General features: G+C 74.5%; 17 protein-coding genes and 1 pseudogene. 12 read left to right on the top strand and 6 right to left on the bottom strand.

Annotated features, from left to right (window positions below; translation table 11 throughout):
- Window positions 1-129: 129 nt before the first annotated feature.
- Window positions 130-567 carry an RrF2 family transcriptional regulator gene (locus tag ACFYOS_RS22370; RefSeq protein WP_387144747.1) on the bottom strand — a complete coding sequence of 146 codons (438 nt, stop codon included), beginning with the start codon at window positions 565-567 and terminating at the stop codon, window positions 130-132.
- A 162-nt stretch (window positions 568-729) separates the two neighbouring features.
- On the opposite strand from ACFYOS_RS22370, the gene ACFYOS_RS22365 reads away from it, so the two are divergent.
- Window positions 730-1,941: a globin domain-containing protein gene (locus tag ACFYOS_RS22365; RefSeq protein ID WP_387144744.1), complete on the top strand. Its 1,212-nt coding sequence runs from the start codon at window positions 730-732 to the stop codon at window positions 1,939-1,941.
- Window positions 1,942-2,023: 82 nt separating this feature from the next.
- On the opposite strand, the gene ACFYOS_RS22360 is transcribed toward ACFYOS_RS22365, so the two are convergent.
- On the bottom strand, window positions 2,024-2,353 hold the full coding sequence (locus ACFYOS_RS22360) for a cupin domain-containing protein (protein WP_387144741.1): 330 nt from the start codon (window positions 2,351-2,353) through the stop codon (window positions 2,024-2,026).
- Window positions 2,354-2,511: 158 nt separating this feature from the next.
- Here ACFYOS_RS22360 and ACFYOS_RS22355 point away from each other — a divergent pair, with 158 nt between their 5' ends.
- The 6 genes and pseudogenes from ACFYOS_RS22355 to ACFYOS_RS22330 all read left to right on the top strand — a co-directional run bounded on the left by ACFYOS_RS22355 (window position 2,512) and on the right by ACFYOS_RS22330 (window position 8,157).
- Window positions 2,512-3,537: a glycosyltransferase gene (locus ACFYOS_RS22355; RefSeq protein ID WP_387144738.1), complete on the top strand. Its 1,026-nt coding sequence runs from the start codon at window positions 2,512-2,514 to the stop codon at window positions 3,535-3,537.
- Complete coding sequence (locus ACFYOS_RS22350) at window positions 3,522-4,739, top strand: glycosyltransferase (protein ID WP_387144735.1); 1,218 nt, start codon at window positions 3,522-3,524, stop codon at window positions 4,737-4,739. Before ACFYOS_RS22355 ends, ACFYOS_RS22350 begins: the two co-directional genes overlap by 16 nt.
- Window positions 4,740-4,915: 176 nt before the next feature.
- Window positions 4,916-5,873 (top strand): annotated as a pseudogene (locus ACFYOS_RS22345) (glycosyltransferase family 9 protein).
- A 22-nt stretch (window positions 5,874-5,895) separates the two neighbouring features.
- A complete protein-coding gene (locus ACFYOS_RS22340) occupies window positions 5,896-6,753 on the top strand; it encodes an alpha/beta fold hydrolase (RefSeq protein WP_387144733.1) in 858 nt (285 codons plus the stop codon).
- Between the two features lie 161 nt (window positions 6,754-6,914).
- On the top strand, window positions 6,915-7,622 hold the full coding sequence (locus ACFYOS_RS22335; protein ID WP_387144730.1) for a hypothetical protein: 708 nt from the start codon (window positions 6,915-6,917) through the stop codon (window positions 7,620-7,622).
- Window positions 7,623-7,764: 142 nt separating this feature from the next.
- Complete coding sequence (locus ACFYOS_RS22330) at window positions 7,765-8,157, top strand: hypothetical protein (protein WP_387144728.1); 393 nt, start codon at window positions 7,765-7,767, stop codon at window positions 8,155-8,157.
- Between the two features lie 21 nt (window positions 8,158-8,178).
- Here ACFYOS_RS22330 and ACFYOS_RS22325 read toward each other — a convergent pair whose 3' ends face one another.
- The gene (locus tag ACFYOS_RS22325) at window positions 8,179-9,075 is read right to left on the bottom strand and encodes a DUF72 domain-containing protein (RefSeq protein ID WP_387144725.1); all 897 of its coding nucleotides are present in this window, start codon (window positions 9,073-9,075) and stop codon (window positions 8,179-8,181) included.
- 120 nt (window positions 9,076-9,195) lie between these two features.
- On the opposite strand from ACFYOS_RS22325, the gene ACFYOS_RS22320 reads away from it, so the two are divergent.
- From ACFYOS_RS22320 to ACFYOS_RS22305, 4 genes are all read left to right on the top strand, one after another.
- Window positions 9,196-9,702 (top strand): DinB family protein, encoded by a 507-nt coding sequence (locus ACFYOS_RS22320; RefSeq protein ID WP_387144722.1) that lies wholly within the window; start codon window positions 9,196-9,198, stop codon window positions 9,700-9,702.
- Window positions 9,703-9,794: 92 nt separating this feature from the next.
- Entirely contained in the window at window positions 9,795-10,562 is a 768-nt protein-coding gene (locus ACFYOS_RS22315) for a hypothetical protein (RefSeq protein WP_387144719.1), read from the top strand.
- 44 nt (window positions 10,563-10,606) lie between these two features.
- Entirely contained in the window at window positions 10,607-11,302 is a 696-nt protein-coding gene (locus tag ACFYOS_RS22310) for a Pr6Pr family membrane protein (RefSeq protein WP_387144716.1), read from the top strand.
- On the top strand, window positions 11,299-11,979 hold the full coding sequence (locus tag ACFYOS_RS22305; protein ID WP_387144713.1) for a hypothetical protein: 681 nt from the start codon (window positions 11,299-11,301) through the stop codon (window positions 11,977-11,979). Before ACFYOS_RS22310 ends, ACFYOS_RS22305 begins: the two co-directional genes overlap by 4 nt.
- Here ACFYOS_RS22305 and ACFYOS_RS22300 read toward each other — a convergent pair.
- The 3 genes from ACFYOS_RS22300 to ACFYOS_RS22290 form a co-directional block, all read right to left on the bottom strand.
- Window positions 11,952-14,063, bottom strand: coding sequence for a glycogen debranching N-terminal domain-containing protein (locus ACFYOS_RS22300; protein ID WP_387144710.1), 2,112 nt, complete (start codon window positions 14,061-14,063; stop codon window positions 11,952-11,954). The two genes, ACFYOS_RS22305 and ACFYOS_RS22300, sit on opposite strands and share 28 nt — an antisense overlap.
- Window positions 14,060-14,434 carry an SCP2 sterol-binding domain-containing protein gene (locus tag ACFYOS_RS22295; RefSeq protein ID WP_387144707.1) on the bottom strand — a complete coding sequence of 125 codons (375 nt, stop codon included), beginning with the start codon at window positions 14,432-14,434 and terminating at the stop codon, window positions 14,060-14,062. The genes ACFYOS_RS22300 and ACFYOS_RS22295 overlap by 4 nt, the downstream gene beginning before the upstream one ends.
- 103 nt (window positions 14,435-14,537) lie before the next feature.
- Complete coding sequence (locus ACFYOS_RS22290) at window positions 14,538-15,047, bottom strand: DinB family protein (protein ID WP_387144704.1); 510 nt, start codon at window positions 15,045-15,047, stop codon at window positions 14,538-14,540.
- 82 nt (window positions 15,048-15,129) lie between these two features.
- Between ACFYOS_RS22290 and ACFYOS_RS22285 the strand changes: the two genes are divergently transcribed.
- Entirely contained in the window at window positions 15,130-15,645 is a 516-nt protein-coding gene (locus ACFYOS_RS22285) for a 2'-5' RNA ligase family protein (protein ID WP_387144701.1), read from the top strand.
- Window positions 15,646-15,664 lie beyond the last annotated feature (19 nt).

Here is a 15,664-nt window from a genome sequence, read left to right as displayed (position 1 = left end):
CGCTCCGGCCGGCGCCTCCGGGGACGGCGTCGGAGGCGAGGAGGCGTCCGCGCACCACAACGATCCGACCCGGCGGTTGTCTTCCCGGTCGCCGGCCGAGGGGACCCGACCGGCTGGTTCGAGCGGCTCTCAGGTGCCGGCCGCCGTGGCGCCGAGGGTGAGCAGAAGCCGGCCGGACGGGCCGTCGACCAGGTCGCCGAGGCGTACGTCGTCGAGCACGGCGAGGAAGGCAGCCTGGGCCCGGCGCAGCTCGCCGCGGAGTCGGCAGCCACCGAGCAGCGGGCACGCCGGCTGCTCGCAGGAGACCACCTCGTCATACCCCTCGAAGGCCCGGACCACCTGCCCGACGGTCAGCTCGCCGGCGTGCTCGGCGAAGGCCACCCCGCCGGAGCGGCCCCGGATGGTCACCAGCACGCCGAGCCGCTGCAACCGCTGCACCACCTTGGCCACGTGGCTGCGGGGCAGCGAGAGCTGCGTGGCGAGCTCGTCCACCGTCGTCCGGGCCTCGGACGCGGCGGTGAACATGGCGATCCGCAATGCCATGTCCGTCGAGCGGTTGAGCTTCACACCATCGACCCTAACCAGCGGCGCGAGCCCGCGAAACGGGTCGAGCGGCCCGTCGCGCGATGTGATCAGCACTACCCCCGCCCCAGGACCTTCGACCCTGAAGAGGAATCTGAAACTCCTGTTCAGTGGGGATCGACCCAGTCGAAGCCCGAAGGAGTAGTCGTGCTCTCGGAATCATCAGCAGCAGTGGTGGCGGCGACCCTGCCCGCCGTGCAGGCGCACGGTGAGGCGATCACCGGCCGGTTCTACCAGCGGATGTTCGACGCCCACCCGGAACTGCTGAACATCTTCAACCGGAGCAACCAGGCCACCGGGCAGCAGAAGGCGGCGCTCGCCGCCGCGGTGGTCGCGTACGCCGAACACCTGACCGGCGGCAGCAGCGTGCCGTGGGGGCCGATCCTGGACCGGATCGCGCACAAGCACGCCTCCCTCGGCATCACCGCCACCCAGTACACGATCGTGGGCCGGCACCTGCTCACCGCGGTCGGCGAGGTGCTCGGCGACGCCGTCACGCCGGAGGTCGCGGCCGCCTGGGACGAGGTCTACTGGTTGCTGGCCTGCGAGCTGATCGCCCGGGAGGCGCGGCTCTACACCGTCGCCGAGGTGCCGGAGAACGGCTCGGTGTGGCGGGAGTGGCGGGTGGTGGAGCGGACGCAGGAGACGCCCGACGTCGTGTCGTTCACCCTGGCCCCGGCCGATGGCGGACCGGTGCCCGGCTTCACCCCGGGTCAGTACGTCTCGGTCGCGGTCAACCTGGACGCCGGTCGGGGACAGCAGATCCGGCAGTACAGCCTCTCCGGCCGGCCCGGCGCCGCCCACTGGCGGATCACCGTCAAGCGGGTACGCGGCACCGCCGGCGCACCCGACGGCCTGGTCTCCACCGTCCTGCACGAGCAGGTGGCCGTCGGCGACACGCTCCGGCTCAGCCCGCCGTTCGGCGAGGTCAGCGCGATCGGCGACGGCGGCCCGCTGCTGCTGGTCAGCGCCGGCATCGGCCTCACCCCGGCGATGTCGGCGCTGGCGCACCTGGCCGCCAGCGACCCCGAGCGCCCGGTGGCGCTGGTGCACGCCGACCGGGCCGGCGCGGCGCACGCCCTCCGTGACGAGCTGCCCGGACTTCAGGAGGGCCTGCCGAACCTGTCGGTGCGCCTCTGGTACGAGGACGCCGCCGGCGGCGAGCTGGCCGGGCTGAAGGCGGAGATCGACGACGGCCTGGTCGACCCGGAATTGATCCCGCTCGCCCCCGGGGCCCACGTGCACCTGTGCGGGCCGGTGCCGTTCATGGCCCTGGTCCGGGGCGGCCTGCTGCGCCGGGGCGTACCGACGGAGCGGATCGCGTACGAGGTGTTCGGGCCCGGCATGCTGCGCGACTGAACCACGCCACCACACAAGTCGGGGCCGGTGCCGGGGAAACCCGGGCACCGGCCCCGGCCCGTCAGGACCAGTGCGCGACCGCTCAGCCGCGGGCGACGGTGAGCAGCACCACGGCGTCCTCGTCGGCGTGCAACGCGTGCCGGGCGTCGGGGATCACCAGCAGGTCCCCCGCCGACCCGGGCCAGGACCGGTCGTCGGCGACCAGCCGGACCCGCCCGCGCAGCACCTGGAGGGTCGCCTCGCCGGGGCTGGCGTGCTCCTGGAGGGCGTGCCCGGCGACCAGGGCCACCAGGGTCTGCCGCAGCACGTTGCCGGGGCCGCCGTGCACCGTCCGGGCACTGCGCCCGCTGCCGGTGGCCCGGGCCAGGGTGAGCTGCTCCTCGGCGAGCGTGGAGAGCGAGGACTGTGACACGGGCCACCTCCGGGAGATCGGCTCGGACCAGGCAATCACGAAACAGGAGTCACCTGTGCCTGTTTGCCCAGCTTCGCCGCTTCCCCGCCCCGCGACCAGGGACTTTGGTCCCGGAACCGAATCTCCACACCCGACATCCACTTCTCGAAGAGAAGGCGATGATCTACAGGTTAGGACGTGGTCGCCGGGGTAGGGACTGCTCATGCGGTCTGCTGTGGCACGTGCACGGCTCCTGGACGACGTCGTTCGTGCACGGGAGACATCGCTACCTGGTGCCGGTCACGCCCGACCGCGGCCCGTGCGGGCGGGGTCGGGCGCGGACCTATGTCTGGCCGGCGGACGCGGTCGAAGTGACCCCGCAGGAGCTCCGGACGGCGGAGGTGGACCTGGTCATCCTGCAACGACCCGAGGATCTGGAGCTGGCCGAGCAGTGGCTGGGCCGACGGGTGGGCCGGGATCTGCCGGCGATCTACGTCGAGCACAACACCCCGAAGGGCGACGTGCCGAACACCCGCCACCCGATGGCCGACCGGGACGACCTGCTGCTCACCCACGTCACCCACTTCAACGAGCTGTTCTGGGACAACGGCGCCACCCGCACGGCGGTCGTCGAGCACGGCATCGTGCCGCCGAACGTGGAGTGGACCGGCGACCTCGACCGGCTCGCGGTGGTCACCAACGAGCCGGTACGCCGCTGGCGCGTCACCGGCACCGATCTGATGCCGCGCTTCGCCGCGGTCGCCCCGCTGGACGTCTTCGGCATCGGGGTGGCCGGGCTGCCCGAGGCGCTCGCCGCGGCCGGCGCCCCCGGGATCCCGGTCACCGGCCACGAGGACCTGCCGCAGGACCGGATGCACGCGGAGGTGGCCCGGCGGCGGGCGTACCTGCACCTGTGCCGGTGGACCTCCCTCGGGCTGAGCCTGATCGAGGCGATGACCATCGGCATGCCCGTGGTGGCGCTGGCCACCACGGAGGCCGTGGACGCCGTTCCGCCCGACGCGGGGGTGGTCTCCACCCGCGTCGACACGCTGGTCGAGGCGGCCCGCTGGCTCGCCGAGGACCGCGACGCGGCGTACCGGCTGGGGGCGCGGGCGCGTGAGGTGACGAAGGAACGGTTCGGGCTCGACCGGTTCCTCGCTGACTGCGACCGGCTGATGGAGGTGGAGACATGCGCATCGCGATGATTTCGGAGCACGCCAGCCCGCTCGCCGTTCTCGGCGAGGAGGACGCCGGCGGCCAGAACACCCACGTGGCGGAACTCGCGGCCGCGTTGGTCGGCGAGGGGCACGACGTGCGCGTCTACACCCGCCGCGACTCCACCACCCTGCCCGACTCGGTGTCCACTCCGGACGGCTTCGAGGTGTGGCACGTGCCCGCCGGGCCGGCCCGGCGGGTGCCCAGGGACGAGCTGCTGCCGTACATGGGTGAGTTCGGCAGTTGGCTGGCCGACAGTTGGCGGCGCGGCGACTGGACCCCGGACGTGGCGCACGCGCACTTCTGGATGAGCGGGCTGGCCACCGTGCACGCCGGCCGCCGGACCGGGGTGCCGACCGTGCTGACGTATCACGCGCTCGGCACGGTGAAGCGGCGTCAGCAGGGCGCCAACGACACCAGCCCACCGGGGCGGATCGGCTACGAACGGGCGCTCGGCCGGGCCGTCGACCGGGTCGTCGTGCAGTGCGAGGACGAGGTCCGCGAACTGGTCCGGATGGGCGTGCCCCGGTCCCGGATGGCGCTGGTCCCCTCCGGCGTCAACCAGCGGGTGTTCCACCCGGACGGGCCGGCGGCACCGCGCGACCCGGCCCGGCCGCGGATCCTCACCGTCGGCCGGCTGGTGGAACGCAAGGGCTTCCTCGACGTCGTCCGGGCGCTGCCGACGGTGCCGGACGCCGAATGCGTGGTGGTCGGCGGCCCCCGGGCCGACCTGCTGCCCGCCGACACCTTCGCCCGCCGGCTCGCCACCCTCGCCGAGTCGTGCGGCGTCGCCGACCGGGTCAGGCTGGTCGGCGGGGTGCCGCGCGAGGAGATGGCCACCTGGTACCGCTCGGCGGACCTGCTGGTCGCCGCCCCCTGGTACGAGCCGTTCGGGCTCACCCCGCTGGAGGGGATGGCCTGCGGGGTGCCGGTCGTCGGTACCAACGTCGGCGGCATCGCCGACACGGTCGTCGACGGGCTCACCGGGGACCTGGTCCGGCCGCGCGACCCCCGCGCGCTGGGCACCGCGATCCGGCGGCTCTTCGCCGACAAGGTCCGCCGCTTCGCATACGCCACCGCGGCGCTCGACCGGATCCGCAGCCGGTACTCGTGGAAGCGCGGCGCCGAGCAGCTGAGCGCGGTCTACGCGACGCTGTCCACGGTGGCCCGGCCCGCCCCGGCGGTAGCCTGATGACCCACCGGGACGCCCTCGAGGCGCACCTCTCCGGGCTGGCCGCAGCGCTGCTGCCGTACCACCGGGAAGCCGAGCGGCTCGCCGACTGGGGCACCGAGCTGGCCTGAGGCGGGCGGCTGCTGGTGGCCGGCAACGGCGGCAGCGCCGCCGAGGCCCAGCACCTCACCGCCGAACTGGTCGGCAAGCTCCGCGAGGACCGCGAACCACTGTCCGCGATCGCCCTGCATGAGGAGCTGGCGCTGATCGCACCGCGCTGGCTGACCCCGCTGGTCGAGCTGGTCGGCGGGGTGGACCGGCTGGTCGAGGCGGACGGGCTGGGCCGCCTGGGGTGGCCCGGCCCGAAGCCTGCGCTGGCGGTCAACCTGCACGGCCGGGGCCCGGAGTCGCACCGGATGCTGAGGGGGACCCGGCCCCGCCGGCTGCTCGCCTTTGCCAACGCCGAGGCCGGCCATCGCGACGGTCCGGCGTGGTGGGCCGACGAGCACGAGGTGGACCGGTGGTGCCGGATGCTGGCCTGGTACGGCATTCCCGCCGACCGGACCGACCTGGCGCTGCGCCGCCCGCGGCCGGGCCGGCTGCCGACCGGGGTCAGCATCGTCCACCCGGGAGCGAAGGCCAGCCGGCGGCGCTGGCCGCCGGAGCGCTTCGCGGCAGTGGCCCGCGAGCTGAGCGGGCAGGGTCACCGGATGGTGGTGACCGGGAATCCGGGCGAGCGGGGCGTCGCCTGAGGCGGTGGCCCACCGGGCCAGGTTGCCGGCCGACGCGGTGCTGGCCGGGGAGACCGGCCTGGGCGACCTGGCCGCGCTGGTGTGCCACGCCCGCCTGGTGCTCAGCGGCGACACCGGCATCGGACACCTGGCCACCGCCTACGCCACCCCGTCGGTGCTGCTCTTCGGCCCGGTCCCGCCCGCACAGTGGGGGCCGCCGCCGGACCGGCCGTGGCACCAGGCGCTCTGGGCGGGGTCCCGGCCGGCCGGCGACGGCGCCGCGGTCCATCCGGCGCTGGCCGACCTGGACGTGCCGACCGTGCTGGCCACGGTGGAGCGGGTGGCAGCCGCCGCGACGCCGGTCGTGCCGGGCCAGCCGGAGCCGGCCGGCACCCGACGCACCCCCTTTGCTACCCGCCGGTAGCTTGTCGTCGTACGCTGAGCCGGTGAGCGGGGAGTACATCCAGGAGTTCGTCGACGTCGACGGAGCGCGGATCGGCGTGCAGGTCTACCCGGAGCCGGACGGCCCGCCGGGCGCCCCGGTGGTGGTGATCTGGCCGGCGATGGGCGTCCGGGCCCGGTACTACCGGCCGTTCGCCGCCGCACTGCGCGACGCCGGGCTCGCCGTCGTCGTGGTGGACCTGCGGGGCACCGGCGAGAGCACGCCGACGCCCGCCCGCACCTGCCGGTACGGCTACGCCGAGTTGGCCGGCGACGTCGGCGCGGTGCTCGACGCGCTCAAGCCCCGGCTGGACGGGCGGACCCGGCTGCTGCTCGGGCACTCCCTCGGCGGGCAGGTCGCGGTGCTGCACCAGGCCCTGCACGACGCCGACCGGGTGGACGGGTTGGCCCTGGTCGCGGTCGGCGTGCCCTGGTGGCGCGGCTACCCGGGGCGGCGTGGGTGGGGTGTGCTGCCGTACACCCAGGGGATCGCGGCGGTCGCCCGGTTGCTCGGCGTCTGGCCCGGCTGGGGGTTCGGCGGTCGGCAGGCGCGCGGGGTGATCCGGGACTGGGCGTACACGGCCCGGACCGGCCGGTTCCCACGGTTCGACGGGGTCGACGCCGAGGCGGCGATCCGGGCGGTACGCACGCCCGTGCTCGCGGTCAGCGTGGACGACGACCAGTACACCCCGCACGAGACACTGGACCACCTCTGCACCAAGCTCGCCGCCGCGGCGGTGACCCGGCACCGCTACACGGTGGCCGAGGCGGGTGCCCCGCTGGACCACTTCGCCTGGGTACGCGCCGCCACGCCGCTGGCCGCCCGGGTGGCCGCGTTCGCCGCCGCCCTGCCGCCGCGTTGAGCCCGACCGGCCGGTGACCGGGCGCGGCCCCTCCGCTCCCTCCGACCCGGACGCCGGGGGTGAAAGCAGACCGTGAGCCGCGGAGCGCCCCGGAAATCGGGCGCGTAGCCCGCCGGAAGGCGGGTATGCGGCACCGCCCGAACACGGCGGAGGGGGATCAGATGTCCGAACGGCACACCGCGTTGCGCTCGATGCACGATCTGGGCCTGGCGGCCTGGTTCGGCGGCTCACTGATGGGCGCGCTCGGCGTCAACGGCGCGGCGGCACGCATCGACGACTCGACGCAACGCCTGCCGGTGGCCTCGGCGGGCTGGGCGCGCTGGACCCCGGTCAACGCGGCGGCGATCGGCGCCCACCTGGCCGGCGCGGTCGGCGAGCTGGTCACCGAGACCCCGCGGGTGGCCGCGCAGGCCGGGGTGGCGAGGATGAGCGCGGTGAAGACCGCGCTGACCGTGGGCGCACTGGCGGTGACGGGCTACAGCCGGCTGCTCGGCATGAAGCTGGAGAAGGCGGGCGGACCACCCGTCGAGGGGGCCACCGAGCCGAGCTTCCAGACGCCGGCCAACGTCGCCTCCTGCCAGCGGCAGATGAAGCTGCTCCAGTGGGCGGTTCCGGCGCTGACCGGCGCACTGGTGGTGGTGTCCGCGTACATGGGTGAGCAGCAGAAGCCGGGCCAGGTGTTCCGGGGGCTGCTCGGCCGGGCCGGTGGCCTGATGGCGGCCCCGAAGACGATCGGGAAGATCGCCGGAATGGGTCCGGGGCCGAGGACCATGGGCCGGATCGCGGCGATGGGCCCGGGGCCGAAGACCATCGGCAAGGTCGTCGCGATGGGTGCGGCCACCCGCCATCTGGTCGCCGCCGGACGCTGACCCGTCGGGCGGCCGCCCGCCCACAACGGGGTGGGCGGCCGGCCGCCCGGCGTACCCGGGCGACGGATCCGGGCGGGGCGGCATGACCGGGCGGACGGCGGGCAATCAGCGCGGGCACGGAAACCAGCCAGGTGAGGTGGCCATGACCAGCAAGGACCGACCGGGGACGGGCGAGGGGCGCGGGCCGGAGTCGATCGCCCCGTGGGGCACCACCGACGGCTTCGACGCCGATCCGCCGTGGGGCGCGGACGAGGACGCGCCGATGGACGAGGGCAGCGAGGAGAACGCGGTCCCGGAGGGCCGCCGGGGGGAGCGCCGCGCGGCGGGCGCCGGGCCGGGCGGCCCCAAGGCCGGGCGGCACGGCTTCGGGTCGGTCGAGCCCACCCGTCCCGTCCAGGCCGGGCCCGGCGCGCCGCCGGATCCCGCGCCGTCCGGGCGTACCTTCCCGGACGACAGTGCCGAGGGGGACCTGGCGGACAACGCGTTGGAAGAGGCGACGGGCATGCACCCCGAGGGGTTCCGCCGGCGCGGCTGACCGTCCCGTGCGGCGTCGCGCTCAGGCGCCGGCCCGTTCGGCCGCGGCCGCCACGCCCAGCAGCTCCGCGAGCCGGTCGGCGTCGCGCTGGGCCTGGTCGCCGCAGCAGTTGTTCATCAGCACGTGCAGTTCGGCGCACTGGTCGGCCAGCTCGCGCAGCAGCACCGACCAGTGCTCGAGTTCCTCCGCGCCGTAGGCGTACCGGAACTTCTCCTGCTTGTCGCCGCTCTCCCAGGCGGCGCTGTGCCCGTGGAAGCGGACCACCGCGAGGTCCGCGGTGGCGATCAGGATCGGCGGCACCGACGAGGCGTGCCCCTGCGGCATGTCCACGCAGACGTAACTCAGCCCGTGCTCGCGCAGGAACGTCACCGTGTCGACCACCGCGTCTTCGGTGAACCAGGAGGAATGCTGCAGCTCGACACCGACGCGCCAGGGCCGGCACCGCCGGGCGGCCGCCAGGATCCGCCGCTTGGCGGCGTCCCCCCGGGTCAGCCACGGCGGGAACTGCAGCAGCACGGCGCCGAGCCGGTCGGCCGCCGCGATCGGCGCCAGCGCCGCGTGGAACCGGTCCCACAGCTCGTCGTACGCCCCGGCGGTCAGGTCGCGCCACCGGATCCGGCTCGGGCCGCCGGCGGGCCGCAGCTCCTTGGGCAGTGCCGCGACCGGCGTGTGGTGGCCGGTGAAGAGGCGGAACGCCTGGACGTCGAAGGTGAAGCCGGGCGGCGTCGCCGCGACCCAGCCCTCGGCCGTCTCGGGCAGCGGGATCGCGTAGTAGGACGTGTCCACCTCCACCAGCCCGAACCGCTCGGCGTAGAAGCCGAGCCGACCGGCCGGGGTGTTGACCGCGCGGGGGTACCAGCCCGAGCGGACCAGCATCTGGTCGGCCCAGGAGGACGTACCAACCTTGATGACACCCATGTAATTCAGTGCACCGCCAACCGGACGGATCGGCAACCGGAGGCGGTCCGGAGTGGAGGCCGGGAACTGTCGGTGGCAGGTCGTACGGTGTGGGCGGTCCTCAAGCGAAAGGCGGGCGGCATGAGCGTCTCCAACCAGGTTCTCACCGGCGAGCGGGCGGATCTGCTCGCCGCCCTGCGCCGGCACCGCGGGTTCCTGCGGCAGACCGTCCAGGGCCTGACCGACGAGCAGGCGGCCACCCGCAGCACGGTGAGCGAGCTGTGCCTCGGCGGGCTGATCAAGCACGTGGCGACCACCGAGGAGCGCTGGCTGTGGTTCGCCGTGGGTGGCGCCGAGGCGATGCAGCGGGAGCCGATCGACTGGTTCGGGCAGTTCCGGATGGGCGACGGCGAGACCCTCGCCGGGCTGCTGGCCGAGTTCGACCGGGTGGCCGAGGCGACCGACGCCCTGGTCGCCACCCTCGACCTGAATTCCGCCCACCCGCTCCCGACCGCCCCCTGGTTCGAGCCGGGGGTGAGCTGGTCGGTGCGCCGGGTGCTGCTGCACGTCATCGCCGAGACTGCGCAGCACGCCGGTCACGCCGACATCATCCGCGAGGCCATCGACGGGGCGAAGACGATGGGCTGACCGGTGGCGTGACGGATCTCACCGCCCGGTCGGCGGACCGGGCGGGGTGCCGATGTGACGTCACGACGGGTGGCGGCGCTGAGGGACACGAGATGAACGCACACCGCATGGACCAGGAGACCGTCGAGCGTCTGCTCGGCGGTTCCGTCGCCGACGCGCTGGACGGTCCGGCGGTGCTCGTCCAACTCCTCGCCGCCGTCCGCGCCGCTCCCCAGCCGCACGAGCTCAGCGGCGAAGCGGCCGCCCTCCAGGCGTTCCGGATGGCGCGAGCCGGCTCGGTGCCGGTGGTGGCGTCCCGTCCCGAGCGCCGGTTGCTCACCGGCCTGCTCGGCGTCAAGATGGCCCTGGCCGCCCTGCTCGCCGCCGGCACCGGCGGGGTGGCCCTGGCCGCCGTCACCGGCACGCTGCCGGGCCCGCTGGGCTCCGACGAGCCGACCACGACGGCGAGCGCCGGCGCGGGCGGTAACCTCTCGCCGACCGCTGATCCGGTCGGCTCCCCCACCCCGGCCGCCGGTCCGACCGACCGCCCGGGCAGCCTGGCCGCACTGACCGGGCTCTGCGCTGCGTACCAGGCGCAGCCGGGCGCGGACCGGCGGGGGTCGCTGGAGACCGCGCGCTTCGCGGACCTGGTCGTGGCCGCCGGGGGGCGGGAGAAGGTTCCCGCCTTCTGCAACCGGCTGCGCGATCGGCGGGACCCGCAGGGCGGCCAGAGCGCCGGCCCGACGAAGCGGCCCTCGCCCGAGTCGACCAACCGGCCCGAGCACGCGCCGTCCACACCGGCCGGCACGGTCGCGTCGACCACCGGTCCGGCCGACCCGACGCTGAATCGACCGGCGATGGTCGGCCCGTCCCCACGCTGACCCAACCCGGGTCACGGCGGCGGGCCGGCTGATAGCTTGCCCCGGTGACTGCGCGGCGCCGACGACTGGCGATCCTCTTCCGCCTGGCCATCGTGCTGAGCGCGGTGGCCGGCATCGTACTGACCGCCCTCGGCCCAGCCACGGTGACCGGCCTGCTGCCCTACTTCACCATCCAGAGCAACGTGGCGGTCGGTGTGTTCGCCGGCTTCGCCGCCTGGCGCGCGTGGCGGGACCGTCCCGAGCCGCCATCCGCGCTCAAGGGGGCGGTCACCCTCTACATCACCATCACCGGCACGGTCTACCACCTGGTGCTGGCCAATCCGGCCAGCCCGTTCGCGATGGTCCAGCCGCACCGGGAGCTCGGCGAGTGGTGGGGCAACCAGTTCCTGCACACCGTCGTGCCGCTGCTCGCGATCGCCGACTGGGCGCTGTTCGACCGACGCGGCCGGCTCCGGCCCCGGTACGCGGCCTGGTGGCTCGCGTTCCCGGTGGCCTACCTCGGGTTCGCCCTGGTACGCGGCCTGATCGTGCATCGCTACCCGTACCCGTTCATCGACGCCGGGCAGCTCGGCTACGGCGGGGTCGGGCTCAGCTCGCTCTTCTTCGCGTTCGCGTTCTGGCTGCTCGGGCTCCTGTTCGTCGGGATCGACAAGGGCCTGGCCCGACGCACCCGGTCCGTCCCGGCGCCCGGTGGCGCCACGACCGCCGAGCCGGCGGAGAGCACGGCCGGGTCGCGGTGAGCGAGGGTCTCGCGGCGGCCGTCACCGGGCTGTACGCGGCCTTCGCCCGCCAGCCCCGGCCGGCCGCGATGGCGTACTGCGACCACTGCGTCCGGCCCGACGAGGTGGCGGTGCTGCTGCGGGTGCCGCCGCGAGAGCTGACCCCCGACCAGCTCGCCCGATACGCCGCCAAGTGCCTCACCACCTGGGGCGACGTCGACGACCTCCGGTACCTGCTGCCCCGGCTGCTGGAGCTGCTGGCCACCGGCGGGCTGGACGACCCGGTGCTGCCGGAGAGCCTGCTCGGCAAGGTCGGCGCGCACCGGCGGGACTGGCCCGCCGACCAGCGGGGGGCGGTCGAGGCGTACCTGCGGGCGTGGTGGGCGGCGACGCTGTCCGGGTACCCCGGGCCGTGGGAGGCCACGACGGTGCTGGCGGCGGTCGGCGGCGCCGGGGTGGACGTCGGCCCGTACCTCGCGGCGTGGGCGGCCGACGGCGGCGAGCCGGCGGCCCGGCATCTGGCTGACCACCTGTTCACCCGGCTCCCCGACAACCTGCCGTGGGCCGTGACGGTGCGCCGCTGGCGGGCCGGACCGGACCCGGCCCGGATCCTGGCGGAGGCGCTGCTCGCCACCGGCGACCCGGCGGTGGCCGCGGAGGTGTCGGCCGCCTACGAGACGCTGGTCCGGCCCGGCTGATCCGACTCCGGACCGTCGGGGCCCGTCCCGCCGCGACGCCGCCGCCGGCCGGCGACCCGCTCCCGGCCGTAAGAGTCGGCGCGCCCCCAACGGCCGGGCACGTCCAGCAGCTCGATCTGGCCGTACCCCGGCGGGATTGCCGGGTCCACCAACAGGTTGTCGGCGCACGGGCGCAGCCCGAGCATGGTCGCGAGCAGCATGAGCAGCGCCCCGGAGGCCCACGACTGCGGCCGGCCGGTGGCCGGGAGCCGGACCGGGTACTTGGTCACTTCGCGGGGGTAGCCGGCGATCACCTCGGGCATCGAGCCGCCGAGCGTTTCCGCCACGGCGAAGATGGCGGCGGCGATCCGGGCCGCCTCGGCGTCGTAGCCGTAGCGGCGCAGGCCCGCCGCGATCAGGGCGTTGTCCGACGGCCAGACCGAGCCGAGGTGCGCGCCGACCGGGTTGTACGGCAACTGCCCGGCGGCGTACGTGCGCACCCCCCAGCCGGAGAAGAGCTCCGGCCCGGACAGGTGCGCCGCGAGCGCCGCGGCCCGCTCCGGCTCGACGATGCCGGTGAAGAGCAGGTGGCCGAGGTTCGAGGTCAGCGCGTCGACGGGCGTCCCGTCGGGGGTCAGCGCGAACGCGTAGTAGCCGCGGTCAGGCAGCCAGAAGTCGCGGTTGAACCGCTCGCCCAGTCGCGCCGCGTCGGCCTCCAGGCGGTCGGCGTACGCCGGGTCGCCCCAGATCTCCCGGGCCAGCCGGGCGCCCCGGAGCTTCGCGTCGTACGCGTACCCCTGGAGTTCGCAGGTGGCCCGGGGAAGCGCGGGCTGGCGGCCGTGCCGGTCCACGATGGCGTCCGGGGAGTTCCGCCAGGTCTGGTTGGCCACCCCGTTGACGGTGTTGCGCGACCGGTAGCGCAGGTAGCCGTCGCCGCACAGGTCGCCGTAGGTGTCGATCCAGTCCAGCGCCATCCGGGCCGGGTGGCGTAGCTGCCGGACCAGGTCGGCGTCGCCGGTCCACCGCTCGTACTCGTCGAGCAGGATCACGAAGAGCGGGGTGGTGTCGGCCGCGCCGTAGTAGACCGCCGTCGGCTGCTCGCCGAACGCGGCCGCCTCGCCGTAGCGCAGCTCGGCGAGGATCTTCCCCGGCTCCTCGTCGTGGTAGTCGTCGAGCTGGCCGCCTTGGAGCAGGGCGAGCATGTGCAGCGTCGCCGGAGTCAGCTCGGGGGTGAACGGCAGGGTCTGCAGGCAAGTGATCAAGGCGTCCCGGCCATAGAGGGTCATCGCCCAGGGGAGACCCCCCACCGGCACCCGTTCGTGGTACGCCAGCGGCATGTACCGCAGCGCGGCCAGGTCGGTCAGCGCCTGCGTGTACGCCGACTCCAGGGAGTCCCGGTCGGCGACGAGCTGCGGGGCGTGGTCGAACCACCGGGCGAGGTCCTCGCGCATGTCCCAATGGGCGTTCTGCCGGTGGGATTCCAGGCTGGACCGCAGGTCCCGGCCGCCGGCACCGTGCAGGATCATGGCGACGTGCAGGTCCGTGTGCCACTCGCCGTTCGGCGCGACCCGGATCCGGAAGGTCATCCCGTGCTGGTCCACCTCCACCGGTTCCGTGCTGGTGACCAGGGTCTCCCGGGCGAACCGTTCCCGCTGATAGCAGAGCCGCAGCTGCCGGCGGATCGGGTCGGCGGTGACCGCCACTCGGCGTGGCGTGGGGCGGAAAATCTCGGCGGTGTCGGCAAAGTCGCTGCTGATCTCCATCCGGACGGTGAACTCGGCCGGCTCGGCCGAGTGGTTGAGCACGGTGATCCGCTCGTTGAAGCTGTCGTCGATGGACCGGTGCCGGATCACCGACACGTCGGCGTCCACGTAGTGGCTGGCAGCGCCGGGGACCAGCACGAACCGGGTCTCGAAGGAGGCCAGCTCAACCCGGGACAGGGTGTGCAACCGCTCCCCGTTGACGGTGAGCACCCAGCGGGACAGGAAGCGGGTGTCGAAGGAGATGAGGCCGATCGGGGCGTACGGGTCGACCTCCATGTCGCCCTGCCCGTCGCTCATGGCGAAGGAGTTGCCCGCGAGGACGTGGAGCAGCTGCTGCTTCATCGACCGCCTCCGCCGCAGCTCGCCTCACGCGGGTCATGCGCCCCGGACGGGCCCGGGAAGAGCCGGCGCAGGGTCAGCAGCAGCCGCAGGTTCCCCTGCACCGTGAGATCGTTGCGCAGCAGCGCCGCCGCCGGATGCAGCCGGCCCTCGGCCATCCGGTCGAAGACCTCCCGGTCGGCGCGGACCACCAGCTCGGCCTCCGCCCTGGAGCGGACCACCCGGACCTCCTGGTGGTCGATGGTCAGGTACCAGTGCTCGGTCTGCCCACCGTCGCGCAGGTCGAGCCGGAGACTGCCGGCCGTGTTCTCCGGCAGCTCAGGATGCCGGCCGGCCACCCGCCGTTCCAGGTGCTCCACCGCCGAGCTGCCCATCGGTCCCTCCCCGTCTCCGATCGTCCCCGCAGGATCCCCGGCGGGAAGGTGAGTCCAACTCACCCGATCCGGGTGAGCGGGGCAGGCCGCCGCGGGGCGGCGGTCAGCCCCGCTGGATCAGGCCGCGCACGTACCCGGCCTGCCCGACGTGCTGGAGGTCGTCCTCCAGCACACTGACCAGCCGTACGCCGAGGGTGACCGGAGGGTCCCAGTTCGGGTCGACGACCCGGTCGAGGTCGGCCGGGCCCAGCCCGCGCAGGTACGCCAGGGTCCGATCCATCACCGCCCGGTGGTAGTCGAGGAGCACCCGCCCGTCCTCCGGCCGGACGGCGGCGATCTGGTCGGGGCCGTGCCCGAAGCCGGTGTCGTCCGGAGCAGCGGTCAGGCCACACCGCCCCGCCCAGTCGCCGGTGAGCCAGAGCTGCTTCTCCCCCAGCACGTCGGCGACGCCGTGGTCCTGGATCCGGGTCAGGTGCCAGACCAGCCAGCCCACCGGGTTGGCCCCGGCTGCCGGGGCCTGCCGCAGCTGCTCCGGGCTCAGGCCCTCGACCGCCGACTCCACCAGGTCGGGCAGCCGGCCGTACGCGTCAGTCAGCAGGTCGTTCACGTCCACGGGTCCACGCTCCTCCACGGTCGGTGCCATCCTGTGCAGTACCGCCCACGGGCCCGGACAAACCTCGCCTTAGGCTGATCATGTGGTCGCGGCGCTCGAGCTGTATCTGGACACCGACGCAACCCGGCGGATCCGGGTGCTCTGGGACGCGTTGGAGTCCGAGGGCGTGCAGAGCATGAAGTCGCTGCTGGAGCAGCGGCACCGCCCCCACGTCTCGCTCGCGGTGGCCCCCCGCTTCGACCCGGAGCGGGTCGCCGAGGCGCTCACCGGGATGGTGGTGGCGACCCCGCTGCGGCTGGAGTTCCAGCACGCCGGTCAGTTCGTCGGGCGGGTGCTCTGGCTCGGACCGTCGCCCACGACCGAACTGCTGGCCCACCACGCCCAGGTGCACCACCGGCTCGCCCGGGCCGGCATCGACCTGGTCGAGCACTACCAGCCGGGGCGCTGGGTGCCGCACTGCACGCTCTCCATGCGGGTGCCGAACGCGCTGATGGCTGCGGCGGTGCGCCGCTGCCTGGAGGTGCTGCCGCTGACCGCCACCGTGGTCGGCGCGGCCATCGCCGACCACGCCCGGGGCATCTCCCACCCGCTCCCCTGAGCCGCGGCCGGCGCCGACG

The sequence above is a fragment of the Micromonospora sp. NPDC005806 genome (assembly GCF_042871425.1).
Taxonomy (GTDB): domain Bacteria; phylum Actinomycetota; class Actinomycetes; order Mycobacteriales; family Micromonosporaceae; genus Micromonospora.
The sequence above is the reverse complement of the archived record's forward strand: the minus strand, read 5'-3'. Positions and strand labels throughout refer to the sequence as shown.